This window comes from Virgibacillus dakarensis, assembly GCF_900155625.1.
GTDB classification, from domain to species: Bacteria; Bacillota; Bacilli; order Bacillales; family Amphibacillaceae; genus Lentibacillus_C; species Lentibacillus_C populi.
In genome coordinates, this window is sequence record NZ_LT732554.1 from 2,001,613 (window position 1) to 2,019,548 (window position 17,936).

15 protein-coding genes, 1 pseudogene and 1 riboswitch are annotated in these 17,936 nt (G+C 39.6%); of the genes and pseudogenes, 8 read left to right on the forward strand and 8 right to left on the reverse strand.

Annotation, left to right across the window (positions count from 1 at the left end; all coding sequences use genetic code 11):
• The first annotated feature begins 65 nt into the window (after positions 1 to 65).
• Together CZ382_RS19135 and CZ382_RS19140 are read left to right on the forward strand one after the other, a co-directional pair.
• Positions 66 to 920, forward strand: a complete 855-nt coding sequence (locus CZ382_RS19135; protein ID WP_088052752.1) for a MurR/RpiR family transcriptional regulator — start codon at positions 66 to 68, stop codon at positions 918 to 920.
• Positions 921 to 937: 17 nt separating this feature from the next.
• Positions 938 to 2,317, forward strand: a complete 1,380-nt coding sequence (locus CZ382_RS19140) for a YjiH family protein (RefSeq protein ID WP_088052753.1) — start codon at positions 938 to 940, stop codon at positions 2,315 to 2,317.
• Between the two features lie 247 nt (positions 2,318 to 2,564).
• Here CZ382_RS19140 and CZ382_RS19145 read toward each other — a convergent pair whose 3' ends face one another.
• The 5 genes and pseudogenes from CZ382_RS19145 to CZ382_RS19165 all read right to left on the reverse strand — a co-directional run bounded on the left by CZ382_RS19145 (position 2,565) and on the right by CZ382_RS19165 (position 7,487).
• Positions 2,565 to 3,185 (reverse strand): FMN-binding negative transcriptional regulator, encoded by a 621-nt coding sequence (locus tag CZ382_RS19145; RefSeq protein ID WP_088052754.1) that lies wholly within the window; start codon positions 3,183 to 3,185, stop codon positions 2,565 to 2,567.
• 21 nt (positions 3,186 to 3,206) lie between these two features.
• Positions 3,207 to 3,723: pseudogene (locus CZ382_RS19150) on the reverse strand (GNAT family N-acetyltransferase).
• 24 nt (positions 3,724 to 3,747) lie between these two features.
• A complete protein-coding gene (locus CZ382_RS19155; protein WP_088052755.1) occupies positions 3,748 to 4,200 on the reverse strand; it encodes a MarR family winged helix-turn-helix transcriptional regulator in 453 nt (150 codons plus the stop codon).
• A 179-nt stretch (positions 4,201 to 4,379) separates the two neighbouring features.
• On the reverse strand, positions 4,380 to 5,855 hold the full coding sequence (locus tag CZ382_RS19160) for an alanine/glycine:cation symporter family protein (protein ID WP_088052756.1): 1,476 nt from the start codon (positions 5,853 to 5,855) through the stop codon (positions 4,380 to 4,382).
• 15 nt (positions 5,856 to 5,870) lie between these two features.
• Positions 5,871 to 7,487 (reverse strand): amidohydrolase, encoded by a 1,617-nt coding sequence (locus CZ382_RS19165; RefSeq protein WP_088052757.1) that lies wholly within the window; start codon positions 7,485 to 7,487, stop codon positions 5,871 to 5,873.
• Positions 7,488 to 7,886: 399 nt separating this feature from the next.
• A riboswitch (PreQ1 riboswitch) is annotated at positions 7,887 to 7,931 on the forward strand.
• Positions 7,932 to 8,015: 84 nt separating this feature from the next.
• On the opposite strand from CZ382_RS19165, the gene queC reads away from it, so the two are divergent.
• The 6 genes from queC to CZ382_RS19195 all read left to right on the forward strand — a co-directional run bounded on the left by queC (position 8,016) and on the right by CZ382_RS19195 (position 13,538).
• Positions 8,016 to 8,678 (forward strand): 7-cyano-7-deazaguanine synthase QueC, encoded by a 663-nt coding sequence (gene queC, locus CZ382_RS19170; RefSeq protein WP_088052758.1) that lies wholly within the window; start codon positions 8,016 to 8,018, stop codon positions 8,676 to 8,678.
• Entirely contained in the window at positions 8,675 to 9,112 is a 438-nt protein-coding gene (gene queD / locus CZ382_RS19175; protein ID WP_088052759.1) for a 6-carboxytetrahydropterin synthase QueD, read from the forward strand. The genes queC and queD overlap by 4 nt, the downstream gene beginning before the upstream one ends.
• The gene (gene queE / locus CZ382_RS19180) at positions 9,109 to 9,831 is read left to right on the forward strand and encodes a 7-carboxy-7-deazaguanine synthase QueE (RefSeq protein ID WP_088052760.1); all 723 of its coding nucleotides are present in this window, start codon (positions 9,109 to 9,111) and stop codon (positions 9,829 to 9,831) included. Before queD ends, queE begins: the two co-directional genes overlap by 4 nt.
• A gap of 204 nt (positions 9,832 to 10,035) precedes the next feature.
• The gene (locus CZ382_RS19185) at positions 10,036 to 11,040 is read left to right on the forward strand and encodes a TAXI family TRAP transporter solute-binding subunit (RefSeq protein WP_159457839.1); all 1,005 of its coding nucleotides are present in this window, start codon (positions 10,036 to 10,038) and stop codon (positions 11,038 to 11,040) included.
• A 26-nt stretch (positions 11,041 to 11,066) separates the two neighbouring features.
• Positions 11,067 to 11,564 (forward strand): DUF1850 domain-containing protein, encoded by a 498-nt coding sequence (locus CZ382_RS19190; RefSeq protein ID WP_088052762.1) that lies wholly within the window; start codon positions 11,067 to 11,069, stop codon positions 11,562 to 11,564.
• Between the two features lie 15 nt (positions 11,565 to 11,579).
• Positions 11,580 to 13,538, forward strand: coding sequence for a TRAP transporter permease (locus CZ382_RS19195; protein WP_088052763.1), 1,959 nt, complete (start codon positions 11,580 to 11,582; stop codon positions 13,536 to 13,538).
• 531 nt (positions 13,539 to 14,069) lie between these two features.
• Here CZ382_RS19195 and CZ382_RS19200 read toward each other — a convergent pair.
• The 3 genes from CZ382_RS19200 to CZ382_RS19210 form a co-directional block, all read right to left on the reverse strand.
• Positions 14,070 to 14,657 carry a CalY family protein gene (locus CZ382_RS19200; protein WP_088052764.1) on the reverse strand — a complete coding sequence of 196 codons (588 nt, stop codon included), beginning with the start codon at positions 14,655 to 14,657 and terminating at the stop codon, positions 14,070 to 14,072.
• A gap of 178 nt (positions 14,658 to 14,835) precedes the next feature.
• Positions 14,836 to 15,927 carry a glycerophosphodiester phosphodiesterase gene (locus CZ382_RS19205; protein WP_088052765.1) on the reverse strand — a complete coding sequence of 364 codons (1,092 nt, stop codon included), beginning with the start codon at positions 15,925 to 15,927 and terminating at the stop codon, positions 14,836 to 14,838.
• A gap of 132 nt (positions 15,928 to 16,059) precedes the next feature.
• On the reverse strand, positions 16,060 to 17,709 hold the full coding sequence (locus CZ382_RS19210) for an alkaline phosphatase (protein ID WP_159457840.1): 1,650 nt from the start codon (positions 17,707 to 17,709) through the stop codon (positions 16,060 to 16,062).
• Positions 17,710 to 17,936 lie beyond the last annotated feature (227 nt).

Sequence of the window (17,936 nt, forward strand, 5' to 3'; positions counted from 1 at the left end):
TATAAAATACATTATAATATAACAAATGAAGTTTTTCCTGCAAAATAAACTAGAAAGGAGTACGTATGAAATTAAAATCAATCACTGAAATCATCAAAGAAAACTATTTGTTGTTGTCGCCCGGTCAAAAAAAGGTCGCTGAATTTATTACTCAAAATATTGCTGAAGGTGCATTGCTTACTGCTTTTCAAATGGGAAACAGGGTAGGCGTAAGCGAAACTACCGTTATACGACTTGCTTATGCGCTGGGATTTAAGGGCTATATCGAAATGCAGAACGCAGTACGTCAAAACTGGCTGAGAAAACAGCATCCGGACACCAAAGAAGAATTTCCCCAAGAAACACACACCGATGAAAAGAGCATATTTAGAAAAGTTATTGAAAAGGAACAATCCGTTTTAACTCAATTGTTAGAGCAAATAAACACCGATGAGATTTGGCATGTATGCGATCAGTTGATTCAGGCAGATCGAGTGTATATTGGTGCTTTTGGAAGTTCATATGGTGCCGCCTATTGGTTATATTATACGCTTAGGCAATATAGGGAAAATGTATTGATTTCGAGTCCAACGGGTTTTTCACTGGAAGACATATATGGTCTGAATCAGCAATCTGTTCTAGTCATCTTTTCCTTTCCAAGGTATCGCAAGCAATCACTTGAGTTGATAGAACGCGCTCAATCGCAAGGTGTCAAAACAATAGCCGTTACAAACAGCCAGCTCTCCCCGGTTGGACAACTTGCAGAGGTTACGTTGACAACTGAAAAAAATGCGGATTCAGGTCACCATTCTATTGCATCTGTCATCAGTTTAGCAGAAATCATTTTAGCAGGGATAGAGGAACGGGATCACGATCGGGTTAGCCTTCGTCAACAAAAGCTGGAACAAGTTTATACAGAACACGGGTTATTTTTAGAATAATAAATAGGGGTGATTAAATGAATGAAATGCCAAAAGCAATAAAAAAAAACGATGTTAAAATGTTTACAGTTGGTGACATATTAAAATTCCTGATTCCGTCATTATTTGGAATTCTCTTATTTGTTGTGCCGATCTCAACCGATGAAGGAATGACGATCCCGGTAGCTTTTTTTGCTGAACTGATTAACAACTCCTTTAGTAAAATAATACCTTCCATAACTGTATGGATTATGGCTCTTTCTTCGATAGGTACTATTATTGCTGTAATATGGAAGCCTAAGTTTATTATTAAAAATAATTATTTAAATACGTTGTTGAATGTCGGTTTTTTCTGGCTGACTGCTCGTTTGCTTGGTGCTATTTTTGCAATAATAACGTTGTTTAAAATTGGACCGGCAATGATTTTTTCGGAGGATACTGGCGGACTTCTGATTTACGATTTGATTCCGTTATTATTTTCAATGTTCCTATTAGCAGGGCTGCTTTTGCCGCTTCTATTAAATTTTGGGTTACTGGAGTTTTTTGGCGCATTACTTATAAAAGTAATGAAACCTTTATTTAAACTGCCGGGACGTTCATCGATTGACTGTTTGGCCTCATGGGTAGGGGATGCCACAATTGGTGTTCTATTGACAGCAAAGCAATATGAGGATGGTTACTATACGAAACGTGAAGCAGCGGTTATTGCGACTACTTTTTCTGTTGTATCTATTACATTTACTATTGTCGTTATTTCATATTTGGATTTGGAGCAGTATTTTCTGCATTATTATGGGACAATCGTTATTGCTGGACTTGTTGCTGCTTTAATCATGCCGAGAATACCGCCTTTATCAAGAAAGGCAGACACAGGCTATGAATATACCGATTTGAAGAAGGAAACAAAAATCCCTGACAACGTCTCCAAGGTTAAATGGGGTTTCCGTCAAGCAGTATTAAAGGCAAAAAAAGGCAATGGGCCCGGTTCTGTACTGAAAGAGGGGGTACAAAATGTACTTGATATGTGGCTGGGGGTTCTGCCAATAGTAATGGCGATCGGTACAGTTGCGTTGGTTATCGCAGAATTTACTTCATTTTTTTCCATTATAGGTAAACCGTTTGAACCAATTTTGTCCTTGATGCAGGTTCCGGAAGCAAGCCAGGCTGCACAAACGATGGTAGTTGGATTCGCAGACATGTTTATGCCCGCCGTAATTGGCAGTGGTATTGAGAGTGAAATGACACGATTTATAATAGCTTGTGTATCCGTTACGCAATTGGTTTACATGTCGGAAATGGGTGGGTTGATACTTGGTTCAAAGCTGCCAATCACTATCCTTGATTTAATCTGGATATTCCTGTTACGAACATGTATTACACTTCCGATCATTGTGGTAATTGCTCATATCATTTTCTGACTGTTGCAGCTTATCACGTTCGCTAAAGTCAATAATGTTGGCGTTTTCATTGGGGGCATTAGAAAATTGCGGGTTTTATAGATTTAGCAAATGACAACATAAAAAATCGACTCCTTTACAACGGATAGGAATCGATTTTTTATGTTGGCTACTTAAACTCCCCCTTTATTTTAAGTACAATCTTTTACAGTCTGAACAGAAGCCGGTAATATGGCAGTCCCGTTTTTAGGGTTGAATAAAAGTGGGGTTACATGTGATTTTTTAATCTTTTTTCCATCAGTTCTGCCACTTGTTTCGAATTTGAACTTCCTTCATTTTGCAATTTATCAATGATGTTGGAATAATCCGTTTCATTTCGATTTTGGCTTAACTTGTAAGCAGCTTGCACTTCCTGCATTTTAATTTTAAACCCAACTATACCTTTGATTTGTTTTTTAGTTTGTGAAGAAAGATTTTTCCATAAAGCAGCATTGTTGCGATGCTGTTCATATTTTTCTAATAGTAGTATGAGGTCTTCTTGCAATTCTTGTTCACTCATAATACTTGCGGTTCCATATACGTGGACAGATTGATAATTCCATGTTGGTACATTTTCAGACCCATACCAAGAAGATGAAATGTAAGCATGTGGACCTTGATACATAACAAGGACATTATCATTATCCTCGAGCGTTTTCCATTGAGGGTTCGCATAGGCCACATGCCCAGTTATATAGCAATCCTCTCCTTGTTTATGTAACTCCAAAGGTAAATGAGAGGCAATGGGTTTACCTTGTTTTGTCGTTACAATTGTTCCAAAAGAGTTCCTTTGAATAAATTCTCTAATTTCATCAAAGTCCGTGACTTTAAAATACTTAGGAATATACATAATAATCCACCTTTCAAAAAGTTATATGAGTGTTCTAGTCATTATAAAGTCTATTTGTTCTTCATCACCCATATAAAAAGAGTGGGCTCCAGTTTGGATAAACCCCATTTTCTTATAAAAAGCGATAGCATTTTCATTTTTTTCCCATACACCCAGCCAGACTTTCTTTTTATTACGTTCTATAGCAATTTCCATAGCTTGATTTAGCAGAAGTTTACCAAGCCCGTGTTTTTGAAATCTGTTCTTTATATAAATCCTTTCAATTTCAAGTGATTCATCATCCATTTCTTCAGACTGAGCATCATTTGTATTAACCTTTAAATATCCTGCGACTTCATTCTTGAAATAAACAAAAGAATTCCGATGAACTGTTGGCAAATTCTTTTTCCAATTGATTTAAGTTAAATGCCCTTTCCAAATAGGCATTCATATTTTCAATTGAATTCTGATTCCCAAATGTTTCTTTAAATGTTTCGTAACTAATTTCTTGAAGTTTGTGTATGTCTTCATGGGTACACTGTTTTATATGTGTTGTCATCTATCATGTCATTCCTTTATAAAATCAATAGTTTCTCTTGTTTCCCTTTTTTACAAATTCCCAGTCTTTTTCTATATTTTTTCTTACCCTTTGAAGAAGATTGAAAATGGTTTCCACTTCTCTTTCGGAAAACCCCTCTAATGCAACGATATTAGAATACTCATTTTCTCTTAATATAAAAGGATAAACATTTTTCCCTTTCCCTGTTGGAAAGAGCTTTTTAATTTTTTTGTTATGTATATCTTCTTTTTTTTCAATAAAGCCATTTATTTCAAGTTTTTTTATAGCACGCGCTGCTGTGGTACGATCTACTTTTATCATCTCAGCCAGCTTTTCTTGAATGATTCCTGGGTTTTCGCATATTCTCACGAGGTATAAATACTGCCCCTTTGTAAGGTCATACTCTTTAAATTCTATATTACTTATAGAATCTAGTGCCCTAGCAATCATGCCGATTTCACGAAGAATTTCTTTCATAAGTAACTCCTTAGCACACATTTTGTTGCAAATGCAGTAAATGAGCATGTATTAAATTTAACCCAAATTTGTTGCATTTGCAACAAAAATAGGAAAGTTCGCTACGATCTTAACCTAAACTACCTCAAGTATGAAAAAAGGGAGGCAGACAAAGGTCCTCTCCCATATTACACAGGCTCCTATAAAACATCCTCCTTATCCACCGAACCCTTCTTCTCATCCTCATAAAACAATGCAAAATCAGGATCAATTTTTCCAATCCCCAAATATCTTGCTTTGTAATCATGAAGCAATGCGAAGAATTTTTTGCTTAAAATCAGAATGACGACGACGTTGATGAAGGTTGGAATTGCCGATGTAATATCCGCGAAATACCAGATAGTTTGACCTGGCAGACCAAAGCTGACAGCATAAATGACCATTAGTGTACCTGGGATAGGATAAAACCAATTAAAAAATTTTAAGAACCATTTTTTAATTTTTACGTTCTTGTTTTTAAACAAGTGGCGAAGCAGTATCTCGTAATATAAGTACCAGCCTGATGTAGTTGTTAAACCAAACAGGAAAATGGAAAGGGTAATAATAATCCGGCCGAAATCGCCAACACCGGCTTCAAAGGCTGACAAGGTCAGTTCTGCACCTGATAATCCTGTGGCCCATTTGCCAGTGATGATAATCGTAAATGCCGTTATCGAGCAGACAATGATGGTATCCACAAAAACTTCAAAAGCACCCCAAATTCCTTGTTTTACCGGGTGATCTGTCTTCGCTGTAGAATGAACCATAGGCGATGTTCCCCAGCCGGCTTCATTACTGTAAACTGATCTGGCTAGACCCATGCGAATAACCTGAGCAACTGCTGCTCCTGTGAATCCGCCTACTGCTGCGGTCCCGCCAAATGCCCCTTGAAAAATAATGGAGAATACATTTCCGATTTGGCTGAAGTGGCTCAAAATAATAAAAATGCCGGCGAGCACGTAAAACAAGACCATAAATGGAACAAGTTTTGCTGCAACTTTGCTAATGTGTTTAATGCCGCCGTAAATCATATAATAAATGAGCAGCATCAGTGTAATTGAAACAGGGATCATGCCAATATCAAACGTTGAACTTACGGCTTCGGAAATAGTGTAATTTTGCAGGGTTACAAAGAAGGTCCCAAAAATACCAAAGCCAAACAGAACAGCAGGGATCATCCAGTATTTAAAATTTCTTTCCTCCCCAAGCCCTTTTTCCATATAGTAAGTTGGTCCGCCATATGGATCTCCGTTTTCATCGGTGTTTCGGTAGTGAACGGAAAGCGTTACCTCAGCTGTCTTGATGATCATGCCAAACAAGGCGCAAATCCACATCCAAAATACCGCACCAGGGCCGCCAACAGCAATTGCCGTGGATACACCACCGATATTTGCAACCCCTACCGAACCGCCGATTGCCGTACTCACTGCTTCAAACGAGGAAATGATTCCTTTTGATTCGGCGTCAGATTCCTTCTTTTTAAACACCTTCATGAGTGTTTCTTTTAAAATATGTGGTAAATAAGCGAACTGAAACAGTTTACTTCCTATTGTAAAATATACTCCGGCAAAGAGAATGGTCAAGATGAGGGGGAGCCCCCATAGGAACGATGTGATGGCCTGTAATATATCACCCATAAAATTATCCCCCTCCTATTGGTCCTGTGGTACCAGACTTTTTTCGTATTTTACGTCCCCATTAATAATGGTCATTTCGATATCCGTGTTCAATAATGCATCTGGGTCTTCCATCTTAAATGGATTAGCGGAGTAAACGGTCATGTCTGCCAGTTTCCCGCGTGAAATAGTTCCCTTTACTGTTTCTTCATTTGTCGGATAGGCACCCATTTTCGTAAATAAGTGAAAAGCTTCCGTCATTGTAAGCTTTTCCTTTGCATTCCAGCCATTATGGGTTTGTCCGGGAACCTTTCTTGTGACTGCAGCATGGATTCCCAGGAGCGGGTCAACCGGTTCGACTGGTGCATCAGAGCCTCCTGCACAAATAACTCCAGATTCGATTAACGTTTTCCAGGCATAGGCAAGCTTAATTCGTTCTTCACCAAGCCGGTCCTCCACCCAAGGAAAGTCACCGACAACAAAACGGGGCTGAATGTCTGCAATCCGGCTTGGTGTTGCCAGACGTTTGATGAGTTCGTTGTGTGCCACTTGTACATGAATAATCCTGTCACGGTATGCAACTGGCGGAAATTGATCCAAAACATCCAATACATTTTCAAGTGCTTGGTCACCAATCGTATGTACGGCAGTTGGCATCGAAAGCGAGCGAGCATTTTTAACAATCTCGTAAAGTGTGTCTTGATCAAACATAGCTTTCCCATATTCATCGGGTGCATCACTATAAGGTTCTGATAATAAGGCAGTTCTCCTGCCAAGTGCACCATCGGCAAAAATCTTTATCGCACCTATTTGCAATGTTTCATTTCCGTAACCAGCATACATTCCATTTTCCCTGAGATCTTTCAAAAACTCATGATTGATTAATAGATTACAGCGGAGTCCTAGTTGCTCCTTGTTCAGCAACTCATTGTAAAGCTTATACGTTTGATTAAGTCCACCTAAAAAAAGCGGGTCATTTGTATGGACACTTGTTAGCCCTTTTGTGATGGCAAATTGTATCGCCTGTCTTAAGGTATTTTTCAGTTCATCATACGTTCTTTCAGGTATATGTTGGGTTATAAGATCGGCAGCCGATTCTAACAGTAAACCGGTTGGCTTCTTCGTTTGTTCGTCAATCACAATAGTTCCGCCTTCAGGTATCGTCATCGATGGATGGTAATGACAAACCTCTAGCGCCTTACTATTTACTAGTGCAGCATGGCCACATACTCGTGAAAGAAATAGCGGATGAGATGGACAAGCTTTGTCTAGTTCCTCAATCGTTGGAATACAACCTTCGATAAAAAGATTTTCATCCCAGCCTCTTCCCTGTAACCATTCCCCTTCGCTTAGTGTCCTCGCTTTCTGCTGAATTTTCCGGAAGATTTCCTGTTTGGATGTAACACTGGTTAAATCCAGGTTAAGAAAATTTTGGGCAACTGCTGAAAGGTGCAAGTGACTATCGATTAACCCTGGAGTTACTGTTTTTCCATGTAAATCAATAGTTTTAACCTCCTGACGTTGCCAGTTGAGTACCATGTCTTCGGTAGTTCCCATGTCAATAAATCTGCCATTTTCCACAACAACCGCTTCAACGGCAGGTTTTACTTGATCGAACGTGTAAAAATTTCCGTTCGTATAGATTTTTCTCATCTGGTGATCTCTCCTTACTGAAATATGTGAGGCGTTTCAAATGGGTAAAATATTATGAAAAAGGCCATAATAGTTGATTATAAATATTCCGATTATTTATAAAATAGCAAAATTAGAAGATAGAGTCAATGTTTATTTAAAAAAAGGGGAGAACTTGCCCAGAAAAATCAATGCCAATAAAAGATATTTTTTTTGTTAGCACTATAATATTTTCAGAGTGTGGCACGTACTAATTTTAAATGGATGTGCTACGTATTTTACTTAAGGAACTAATAAAATGGAAGAGTATTATACGTCAAAATCTTGTTATTTCTAATACCAATAAGCTTCTATCCACGTGACAGGAATTTTCATACATGCTAAGCTAGATATGCAATTAAATCAAAAATCTGCATGTAAGCAGGAGAGGTTCGAAACCATCCCTCTATAAAAAACTAGGGAGACAAGGCAGCGTGCTTCTTAGTGCTGTCTTTTTTTATGGTGAATGTTTGAATCTCTTCCTTTTAACAAAAGGAGAGGGGAAAAGAAATGGATAATCAAAATGCAGTAGTTGTTTTTAGTGGCGGACAGGATAGCACGACATGTCTGTTTTGGGCGTTGAGGGAGTTTGCGCATGTCGAAGCAGTGACATTTCAATATGGGCAGCGCCATATTGCAGAGCTGGAATGCGCAAAAGAGATTTGTGATGTATTAAACGTCCGGCAACATGAACTGGACATGACTCTGTTAAACCAATTGGCACCAAATGCCTTAACACGCGATGATATCGAAATTACAGATGACGAGGGGATGCCGTCAACATTTGTGCCTGGCAGGAATTTGTTATTTCTATCCTTTGCTGCTGTTCTCGCAAAACAAACCGGTGCCAAACATATTATTACCGGAGTAAGTCAAACCGATTTTAGTGGTTACCCGGATTGTCGGGATAGTTTTATCAAATCCCTTAATGTAACCTTAAATTTGTCGATGGATGATCAATTTTTGATACATACACCATTAATGTGGCGGGATAAGTCGGAAGTATGGGAATTAAGTGATCAGCTTGGTGCGTTTGAATTTGTAAAAGAGCATACATTAACTTGCTACAACGGGATTAAAGGAGAAGGTTGCGGGGAATGCCCTTCCTGCAAACTCCGTCAAAAAGGGTTAGAGCAATATGAAATGCGCCGGGGAGATGAGGTGACGAAATGATCCAACAAATCTATCCCGTTCCTGCCCATAACTTTTTGTATGAGTTAAATAAAGATTTTCACTTTGCCGCCGCCCATTATATTGCAGACGAGGAGGCTGGAAAGTGTCAGTATACCCATGGCCATACGTATTTTGTAAACGTAACGATTGCTGGTAATACACTGGATTCCACTGGTTTTCTGATCAATTTTAAAACGATCAAAGATTTAATCCATAATCGTTTTGATCATTCCACGTTGAATAAGGATCCTGCGTTTTTAGATGCTCAGGGAGACTATTTTCCGACAACCGAGGTGGTGGCGAGAAGCATTTACGATATTATACAGGGGCATTTAGAAACGTTGGCAAATAAACCGGTATGCCTGCAAGTCTTTCTACGCGAAACCCCGACTAGTTATTGTATCTATCGACCAAAAGGGGGAGCGGAACGTTGAAACTGCCTATTCTGGAAATTTTCGGCCCAACGATTCAAGGGGAAGGAATGGTAATTGGGCAAAAAACCATGTTTGTTCGAACCGCGGGCTGTGATTACGCTTGCTCATGGTGTGATTCGAAATTCACTTGGGATGGCTCAGAAAAAGAGAAGATTAACTTGATGGAGCCAGAGAAGATTTGGCAGGAACTAAATCAGCAGGCAGGTGGCCGTTTTGCGCATGTAACTATATCTGGCGGCAATCCCGCTTTGCTTTCTGGACTGGGAGCCTTTGTTGATTTATTACAAGCAAACCAGATAAAAATCGCCCTTGAGACACAAGGAAGCAAGTGGCAGCCTTGGTTTGTCAATATTGATGAGCTAACCCTATCGCCAAAGCCGCCCAGTTCTAAAATGAAAACAAATTTTGCTATCCTTGATAATATGATTGCTTCATTAAAGGAAAAACAGAAAGGATCCTGCAGTTTAAAGATTGTTATTTTTGATTTGACTGATTTAGAGTATGCGAAGAGGGTTCATTTGCGATATCCAGATGTTCCGCTATTTCTGCAAGTTGGCAATGATCAAACGGAAAATGTAGATGACGATAAGCTACTGCACTATCTGTTAAATCGGTACGACTGGTTAGTACAAAAGGTAATGGAAAGTAAGGCCTTAAAAAATGTTCGGGTGTTGCCCCAGCTCCATACTTACCTATGGGGAAATAAGCGGGGAGTATAAAAGACACTGAATATAAGAGATTTGTTTATTGCTACGGAAAGAAAGGATGCTATCTGCATATCCTTTCTTTTTTTTGACGCTTTTTTAAAAGGTGGCCAAGCTGACCAGGACAATCATGAAATTCAGTAAACTTGCATAATCATTATTAATACCCGATCAGCATGTACACATCTTAAAAATATAAGCCAAAGGGAGGGGAAAATAGTGAAAAAATTATTTCCGGCTCTATGTTTATTCGTTGTATTTATAGTTGCTTTAAGTGCTTGTAACAAAAATAGTGATGGTGAAAATGGTGATAATGATGCTGGCAGTGACAACGACCAGCCACTGAAAGGTGAGTTTATCACGATTCTTACTGGTGGCTCTTCCGGTGTCTATTATCCACTTGGAGGGGCAATGGCAAAAATTTACCAGGATATGGGGGCAAATGCCAATAGCCAGTCAACAGCAGCTTCTTCAGCCAATGCCACAACATTGAATCAAGGGAAAGCGGAAATTGGTTTTTCCATGGGAGATGCTGCTGCCGACGCCTATGAAGGGATCGACAGCTTTAGAGAACAAGGGGCACAGAAAAATTTGCGATCGATTGCCTCATTATATCCAAACTACTTGCAGATCGTTGCTACCAAAGAATCAGGCATTAAAACGGTGGAAGATTTAAAAGGGAAAAATGTTGCAGTAGGAGCGCCCGCTTCAGGGACTGAAATTAGTGCGAAGCGAGTGTTGGAAGCATATGACATGACGTATGACGATATTGAGGAAGACTTTCTATCGTTCGCTGAAGGGGTGGAAGGGATTCAAAACGGGACAATCGATGCGGTTGTTATTTCGTCTGGACTTCCGAATGCTGGTGTTTTGGAACTGCAAACAAACAAGGAAATTGTCGTTGTAGAAATTGCTGAAGATAAAGTCTTGGAAATGCAAAAGGATTACAATGCGTTCTTTCCGACAACAGTACCAAAGGACGTATACGACATGGAAGATGATGTCGCAACAATTGGCGTTAACAATGTATTGCTTACCCATAAAGATGTATCTGATGAGATGGCATATCAAATGACAAAGGGGATATTTGAAAATCTTGATCAGTTAAAAGATACCCATAACGCTGCAAAAGACATAAATATCGAAGATGCCTTACAAAATCTTCCGGCACCACTTCATCCGGGAGCGAAAAAGTATTTTGATGAACAGGGGATAACGGAATAAATATTTCTTCACAGAGGGTCATTCCAATGTTGAAAAATATCATCATTTATTGCGGATTGGTTTTGGTCGTGGCTGGGATCCTGATGGTTCCAGTTCAATCCGGTTTATTACTAACGAATAATAAAGGGAATTCGTTGTACTTTTTTCCATGGGATAAAGACGAGGACGTAACAATTGGATGGAGACATTCAGTCGAGTTAACACCTTGGGAAGAGACTTACATGATAACAAAGACCGGTGAATTGTTATTAAAATCTACCACCTATAAATCTTACGGAGCTGGTACTCCTGATACAGATGGGAAGGTGGAATTCCTTGCGAATGAGTTTGTTCGTGTGACAGGGATAGAACGAACCATTCCATATTACTCGCTTTTCTATGTTCCGATGTCAAATTATTATCTTGAACAACAAACGAAAAAATATCCACTTTCACAAGTTGTTCCTGATAATATTAACGTTCAGATTCATTACAAAGTGGTTAGCATGTATGAGTGGTTGTGGCTGAAAATCAAGCGATTGTAAGGAGGGATGGACCAAATGCATAACGGACAAGTGGTTAAACATTCTGAAGAACTGACAGAAGAGAAAAAAAAGCAGCTTGTTGGGAAATACGATTCAGAGTCCAGATTCAGAAATTTGAACATACCATGGATGGTTAGAATGGTTACGCTTTTAGCGGTTGGCTTGGCACTATTCCATCTTGTTACTTCTTTTACCGGCCCATTAGTTACATTGAAACATCGGGCCCTTCATACCGGTGTTATTTTAGCCCTGGTGTTTTTGCTGTATCCATCACGCAAGAGAGCACCACAAAGACGAGCAACAGTCGTCGACTTATTGTTAGCGTTATTGTCTGTTGCAACTATCGTCTATATTTTTGCCGATTATTCAGGTATTGTCAGTCGAGCCGGGTTGCCAAATCAAAACGACCTGCTTTTTAGTATACTCATTGTCATTCTCGTGCTTGAAGGTGGGCGTCGTGTTGTTGGCAATGGGTTAACGCTTTTGGCCTCGTTATTTTTACTTTATGCTTATTTTGGTCCATACCTTCCTCGGGTTATTGCACATCGGGGGTATGCAATAGATGATATAGCCACTTATATGTATTTAACCACAGAGGGGATATATGGGACAGCGATCGGGGTATCGGCTACATACATCTTCTTATTCGTCTTATTTGGTGCATTTTTGAATCGGACAGGGATGGGGCAGTTATTTAATGATGCTGCAATGGCAATTTCCGGTCATACGTCGGGAGGACCGGCAAAAGTGGCTGTCATTTCTAGTGGATTTCTCGGATCGATTAACGGTTCTGCAATAGCAAATGTTGTGACAACTGGATCGTTTACGATACCTTTGATGAAGCGGACGGGCTACTCGAAAAACTTCTCTGGTGCAGTTGAAGCTGCTGCATCTGTTGGCGGTCAGGTGCTTCCGCCGGTAATGGGGGCCACAGCTTTTATTATGGCGGAAACATTAGGGAAACCATACGCCGAAATTGCTCTTGCTGCGGTTCTTCCAGGGGTTCTCTACTACATGGGTGTGATCACGGTTGTTCACCTTCGTGCTAAAAAGCGTGGCCTAAGGGGATTATCGCGCAAAGACCTTCCAAATATGAAGCAAGTTATCAAAGAACGGGGACATTTGTTAATACCGCTAGTTATTTTAATCTATATGTTATTTGGCGGTTTTACCCCGATTTATGCCGCTGCATGGGCGATTATTTCGACCGTTGTCATTGCCATGTTTAGAAAAACAACCCGATTAGGTCCGAAGAAAATTGTGCAGGCACTGGAAGAGGGAACGCGCAGTGCACTTGGCGTAGCAATGGCATGTGCCATGGTAGGGATTATTGTTGGTGTTGCATCTTTGACAGGGTTCGGACTAAAAATGACGACCGCTATCCTTGTATTGGGTCAGAACACGCTTATTTTAACATTGTTTTTTACCATGCTTGCTTCGATTATTTTAGGCATGGGATTACCGTCAATTCCAACGTATATCATTACATCTTCCATGGCAGCACCGGCCTTAGTAAAGTTTGGTGTCGATCCTTTTGTTTCCCATATGTTTGTGTTCTATTTCGGCATTTTGGCAAATTTAACACCCCCTGTTGCGCTTGCCGCGTTTGCTGGTGCAGGAATTTCCGGGGGTGATCCGAATCGAACCGGTTTTAATTCTTTAAAATTGGCAGCAGCTGGTATTCTGGTTCCATATGTTTTTGTATATTCTCCTGAATTGCTCATGCAAGGAACAAGTGCATTAGAGATTATTTGGGTAACTATCACTGCAGCATTAGGTATCATTGCCTTAGGAGCAGGATTGGAAGGATATTTACTTACAGACGTTCATTTACCTCTCAGGATTTTGGCAGTAATTGGTGCAGTAACGTTGGTTATCCCCGGATTATGGACAGATATGATTGGCCTTAGTTTGGTCATTATTGTGTTAGCAATACAAATGGTGAAGAGAAAGAGAAGCAGTAATATTGAATAATTGTTGGGGTAGATTGCTTGGTAAAGCAGGATAATTTGGTGGATTATTTCTATAGGTTTGGAAAGGATTCCAAAAATAATTTTTTTATAGTAAAAAACCTAGGTATATCCTAATAGTGCGTGTTCAAAAAGTCGCCGGATGAGAAGCAAGAAGGTCGAGGCGGCGTAGCTTTGAGCACCGGAGTGTACATAAAAAGGTACATGAGGAGCGGAAAAGCAAGCGGGCGATACGATTCGCCGCTTATCATTTGGTGACTTTTTGAACATCCTCTAATAGATAAAACTAGGTTGATAAGGACATCTAAGGTATGAATTTTTTTGTTCGACATTCTGGGAATGATCGTATGTGAAATCTCGTATTTCGAACCATAGCGAAATTGGTTTCGTTCCCTCTCTTAATGTAAATCAATATTACTCCTTATCGACACCGTAACTATTCAAATTAGTAAATAGAAAGGTCAATAGCAAGTGAAAAATATTTTAACCCCCACAACTTTAAAGTTGTGGGGGTTAAAACTTTTCTATTAAACTCTTACTTTTCTTCACCAGTTGTTTGTTCTGCTTTAAATGTCCATTCCAGTTTTAAGGTATCTCCTTGGAATTCATTTTGATCCTTTCCGTTATCAACAAAATTAAACTTTACTGCAAAGTCGTCAATAGTGCCAGCGGGAAGCCCCTCTTCACCAAATTGGGGGTAAAAGATGTGTTTGTTTATCGTCTCAGGCTTCATCTTTTTTAGCTCTGCCAGCGTTGTTTTGTAGATAACTTCATCCAATTTATCAGCGTTGTATAGAAACTCAACTTCGATATACTTGCCAAAGTCATCTGTGTTATCTTTTTTAGCATCAATAATGGAATAGTCGGTTTCTAACAATACCTTTGCAATATCCAGTGTGCCATTGTTTTGCAATTCAAACGTACGAACCATGTGATCACCAGGTTTTATATTGTCCAAATTGATAATTTCGGTAGGCTCTGCAGTCAGATCCAAGGTACCTGCTGCGAATGTATTTTGTGTCACTTCATCATCACTGAAATATGCGTACGTTCCTCCTCCTATCATTGTTAATCCAAGTGTTGCGGACAGTATACCAATGCCAAGTTGTTTTTTAATTCCCATCCTGTATTCCTCCTTGTGTGTTGTTTTTTATAAAAAACCGATGAAGTATGTTCTGATACTTGAAACGATGCTGTTCCAATTTTTCTGCCATTTTATTCAATTATTCGAACACGCTGTTACGGGGTAACTTGAAATAATGTTAGATTACTGTTTTCATCATGAAACCAAATTCCACCCCTTACCACTTTCCTATAAGAAAAGTAGCCTCATCAAGCAGTACATTAAATGCCCGGTCAGAAATCAACCCATTTTCTTTTTGTTGGTTCAGCAGTGTATTAAAACCGTTCATGTGCTTGATAACTTTCTCATGCAATCCTTTTTCTTCATACTGAGTTACTGCGGTTAAGTGTACTTTTAACGAATGTGCTTCGGTACTGGATAATTCTTTTCCTTCAAAACGCTCGACAAGTGTTTTAATGGTAGTTGCACTAGCTGGCATATTTATAAGTATTGGGTAATCTGTAATAATCCCATCGACGCCCCACTCTGTAAGTCTGACAGCCCATTCTCTGTCTGTGACAGTGTATGGCCAGGTTTTTAGCTTATGCTGATGAATACGATCAACCGTATCTTGATCTAGTAACCCTTTGTTAGGATTAGCATAATCAGCATACGTTTGAAAGCTTGTTAACTGTTCATTAGTGATTTTACCTTCAATTGTCTGCGCATTACTGATTAACACCCCGGTTGAAACTGACGGCAGTATTTCGTGAAACTGCTTAATAGATTCCCAATTAAAAGATTGAACAATTATATCGCTGTTATCCGTTGTCCCCATGTTTCGTTTCAATAGTTCGTCTGCTACTTTCTGTTCAATACCCGGGTAAAGTTCCGGATTTTTTAATTCTATTAGAATACCAATTTTCCCCTTGTAGCGATCTAATGCTTCTCCGAGGGTAGGAACTGTTTCCCCTGCAAATGATTGATCAAACCAGCTTCCGGCGTCTAGTCGTCTGATTTCTTCAAAGGTAAGATCTTTAATTGCTCCAGTGCCATCAGTTGTACGATCTACTGTCGTGTCATGCATAAGAATTAACTTTCCGTCTTTCGTCATCTGAACATCAAGTTCAAAGTAATCCGCATTAAATTCGATTGCTTTGTCAAAGGCGGCAAGCGTATTCTCCGGTGCCTGTCCAGATGCCCCCCTATGGGCAACGTTTACCGGGGTACTTCCGCTGGTGCTTGCAAATGCATTGGTCACAGGAAACATTACTGCGATACCAATGATAAGTACTACGGCGGTTAAAAATTTACTCCGTATTTTCTTCATATGCTTCCTCCTCGTCTTATCCACTTAATAGGAAAGTGGTGAATTCGTTACGTTCCTTTCATATATATGATGATAACTTATTTTATAGACTTGTAGAGGTCACCAGGTCACCCCCTCCCGGTAAAATAAAGGTTATTGCCATTTTGCCAACAATGATTCTGTTCCTTTTGTTAAGGCATCATAGGCATTTGTGGAAATAAGGTCTTTTTGTTTCTGTTGATCAAGTAATAGATTAAAATTCGTTAAATGCTTGATAACTTTTTCAGCCGCACCTTTCTGCTCAAACTTACCCACTGTAGTTAAATGGATCAGTAGTGATTGTGCTGCATCATGATTTGTAATTTCACCATTTTCCTCAAATTGTTGAACCTGCTCCTTTAAATCCAGTGAAGTTAATGATTTTGAAGTTGTTTTGCTTATTAATTCTGCGATTTTTGTGTTGTCGATTGTTCCAGTAAGTCTTTCTGATAATGGACCGTATGCATAGACTGGTACATTAACCCCTGTGTGTCCTGTCGTTGTCCAGCCAATCAATGCCCGTTCACTGATAATTTTAGCTATCGCCCCGGCAGCATCTTCATCTGTTTTAATTAATTGTTCTTCTTCTTTTTTCAAATCTTTGATACCGGTATACTCCGCCATTATTTCGGCAATGTTAGATTGTTCTTTATTAAATTGGCTGCTGATATATTCTGGTGTCCGTTTCACATTTTGCACTACTTCTTTATTAAACCCGTATACACCGTCCGCCCCAATGGACATACCACCAGTTTCATGGTCGGCTGTTACAATTACGATTGTGTTTTTATCCTTTTTTGCGAATTCTAGTGCTTCCTGAACCGCCTTATCAAATGCCAGGGTTTCTTGAATATTCGTTGCAGGCCAGTTTGCGTGTCCAGCGTGGTCAATACGTCCACCTTCCACCATAAGGAAGAAACCATCTTTATCATCTTTAAGTACATTCAGTGCCTTACCGGTCATCGATTGCAGACTTGGTTCACCGGTCAGATCCCGGTCTAATTCATATGACATATGACTTTCATTAAATAAACCTAACAATTTGTCTGCATCCGCATTCTCTAGTTCTTTTTTATTTTCAATTAGTTTGTAACCTTTTTCTTTAGCTGCGTTCAAGAGATTTTTTCCATCTTCACGTTTCCCACCCTCGTCCTTTGGAAGAAAATGACGCTTTCCGCCACCGAGTAAGACTTCAATGTCGTGATTTAGCAGCATTTGTTCAGCTATGTTGTTTTCTTCATCACGGTTTCCAATATGGGATGCGAAGGCAGCTGGTGTAGCATGGGTAATCCTTGCTGTCGATACGAGACCAGTAGACATGCCGCTTTCTTCAGCAGATTCGAGCACAGTATCAACATTAAAATGTTCCTCGTTTTCATGATGTTCTTCGTTCTTTGGCGCCTTTCCCAACACTCCATTGTCTGTTTTGTGTGTGGATGAAAAAGCAGTTGCTGCTGCCGCTGAGTCTGTAACCGTATTGTCATGTGAGAAGGTCCGTGCATATCCGACATTGGTAAATTGATCCACGATTAAATCTTCTGCCCCGTATCCGCTTCCTTTATAGTAAGCTGCTGCAGATACCTGATTCTGTCCCATCCCATCGCCAACCAAAAGGATTACATTTTTGGCTGCGTCTTCATGTGCGGGTTGAAGATTTTCGCTTTTTGCATCGCCACTTGCTGTTGTTACTATGCCCAGGGCAACCGATGTGCTTAACACTCCAGCAAGGGTGACTCCAACCAGCTTTTTGGCATTTTTTTTCATTCCATTCCCCTCCATTTTTTGTATTTCCTATCCCTATCTACCTTAATGGAGGAATGTTGAATTACTATTAATCTATCGTTAAGAAACTGTAAATATTAAATTTTTTGTATTCTTATGTTGGTTTTAACTATATATAATAGAGATGACAAAACGTTTATAGTTAGCCTTTCTTGAAGGCTATGTTTAGAAAGGCTGCCAAATGATAGAGCAGGGTGAAGATTTTCTGC

Bases quoted from the DNA above. Each gene is read 5' to 3' on its own strand.
- CZ382_RS19135 (WP_088052752.1), top strand. From the start codon at position 66: ATGAAATTAAAATCAATCACTGAAATCATCAAAGAAAACTATTTGTTG.
- CZ382_RS19140 (WP_088052753.1), top strand. From the start codon at position 938: ATGAATGAAATGCCAAAAGCAATAAAAAAAAACGATGTTAAAATGTTT.
- CZ382_RS19145 (WP_088052754.1), bottom strand. From the start codon at position 3,185: ATGTATATTCCTAAGTATTTTAAAGTCACGGACTTTGATGAAATTAGA.
- CZ382_RS19155 (WP_088052755.1), bottom strand. From the start codon at position 4,200: ATGAAAGAAATTCTTCGTGAAATCGGCATGATTGCTAGGGCACTAGAT.
- CZ382_RS19160 (WP_088052756.1), bottom strand. From the start codon at position 5,855: ATGGGTGATATATTACAGGCCATCACATCGTTCCTATGGGGGCTCCCC.
- CZ382_RS19165 (WP_088052757.1), bottom strand. From the start codon at position 7,487: ATGAGAAAAATCTATACGAACGGAAATTTTTACACGTTCGATCAAGTA.
- queC (WP_088052758.1), top strand. From the start codon at position 8,016: ATGGATAATCAAAATGCAGTAGTTGTTTTTAGTGGCGGACAGGATAGC.
- queD (WP_088052759.1), top strand. From the start codon at position 8,675: ATGATCCAACAAATCTATCCCGTTCCTGCCCATAACTTTTTGTATGAG.
- CZ382_RS19190 (WP_088052762.1), top strand. From the start codon at position 11,067: ATGTTGAAAAATATCATCATTTATTGCGGATTGGTTTTGGTCGTGGCT.
- CZ382_RS19195 (WP_088052763.1), top strand. From the start codon at position 11,580: ATGCATAACGGACAAGTGGTTAAACATTCTGAAGAACTGACAGAAGAG.
- CZ382_RS19200 (WP_088052764.1), bottom strand. From the start codon at position 14,657: ATGGGAATTAAAAAACAACTTGGCATTGGTATACTGTCCGCAACACTT.
- CZ382_RS19205 (WP_088052765.1), bottom strand. From the start codon at position 15,927: ATGAAGAAAATACGGAGTAAATTTTTAACCGCCGTAGTACTTATCATT.
- CZ382_RS19210 (WP_159457840.1), bottom strand. From the start codon at position 17,709: ATGAAAAAAAATGCCAAAAAGCTGGTTGGAGTCACCCTTGCTGGAGTG.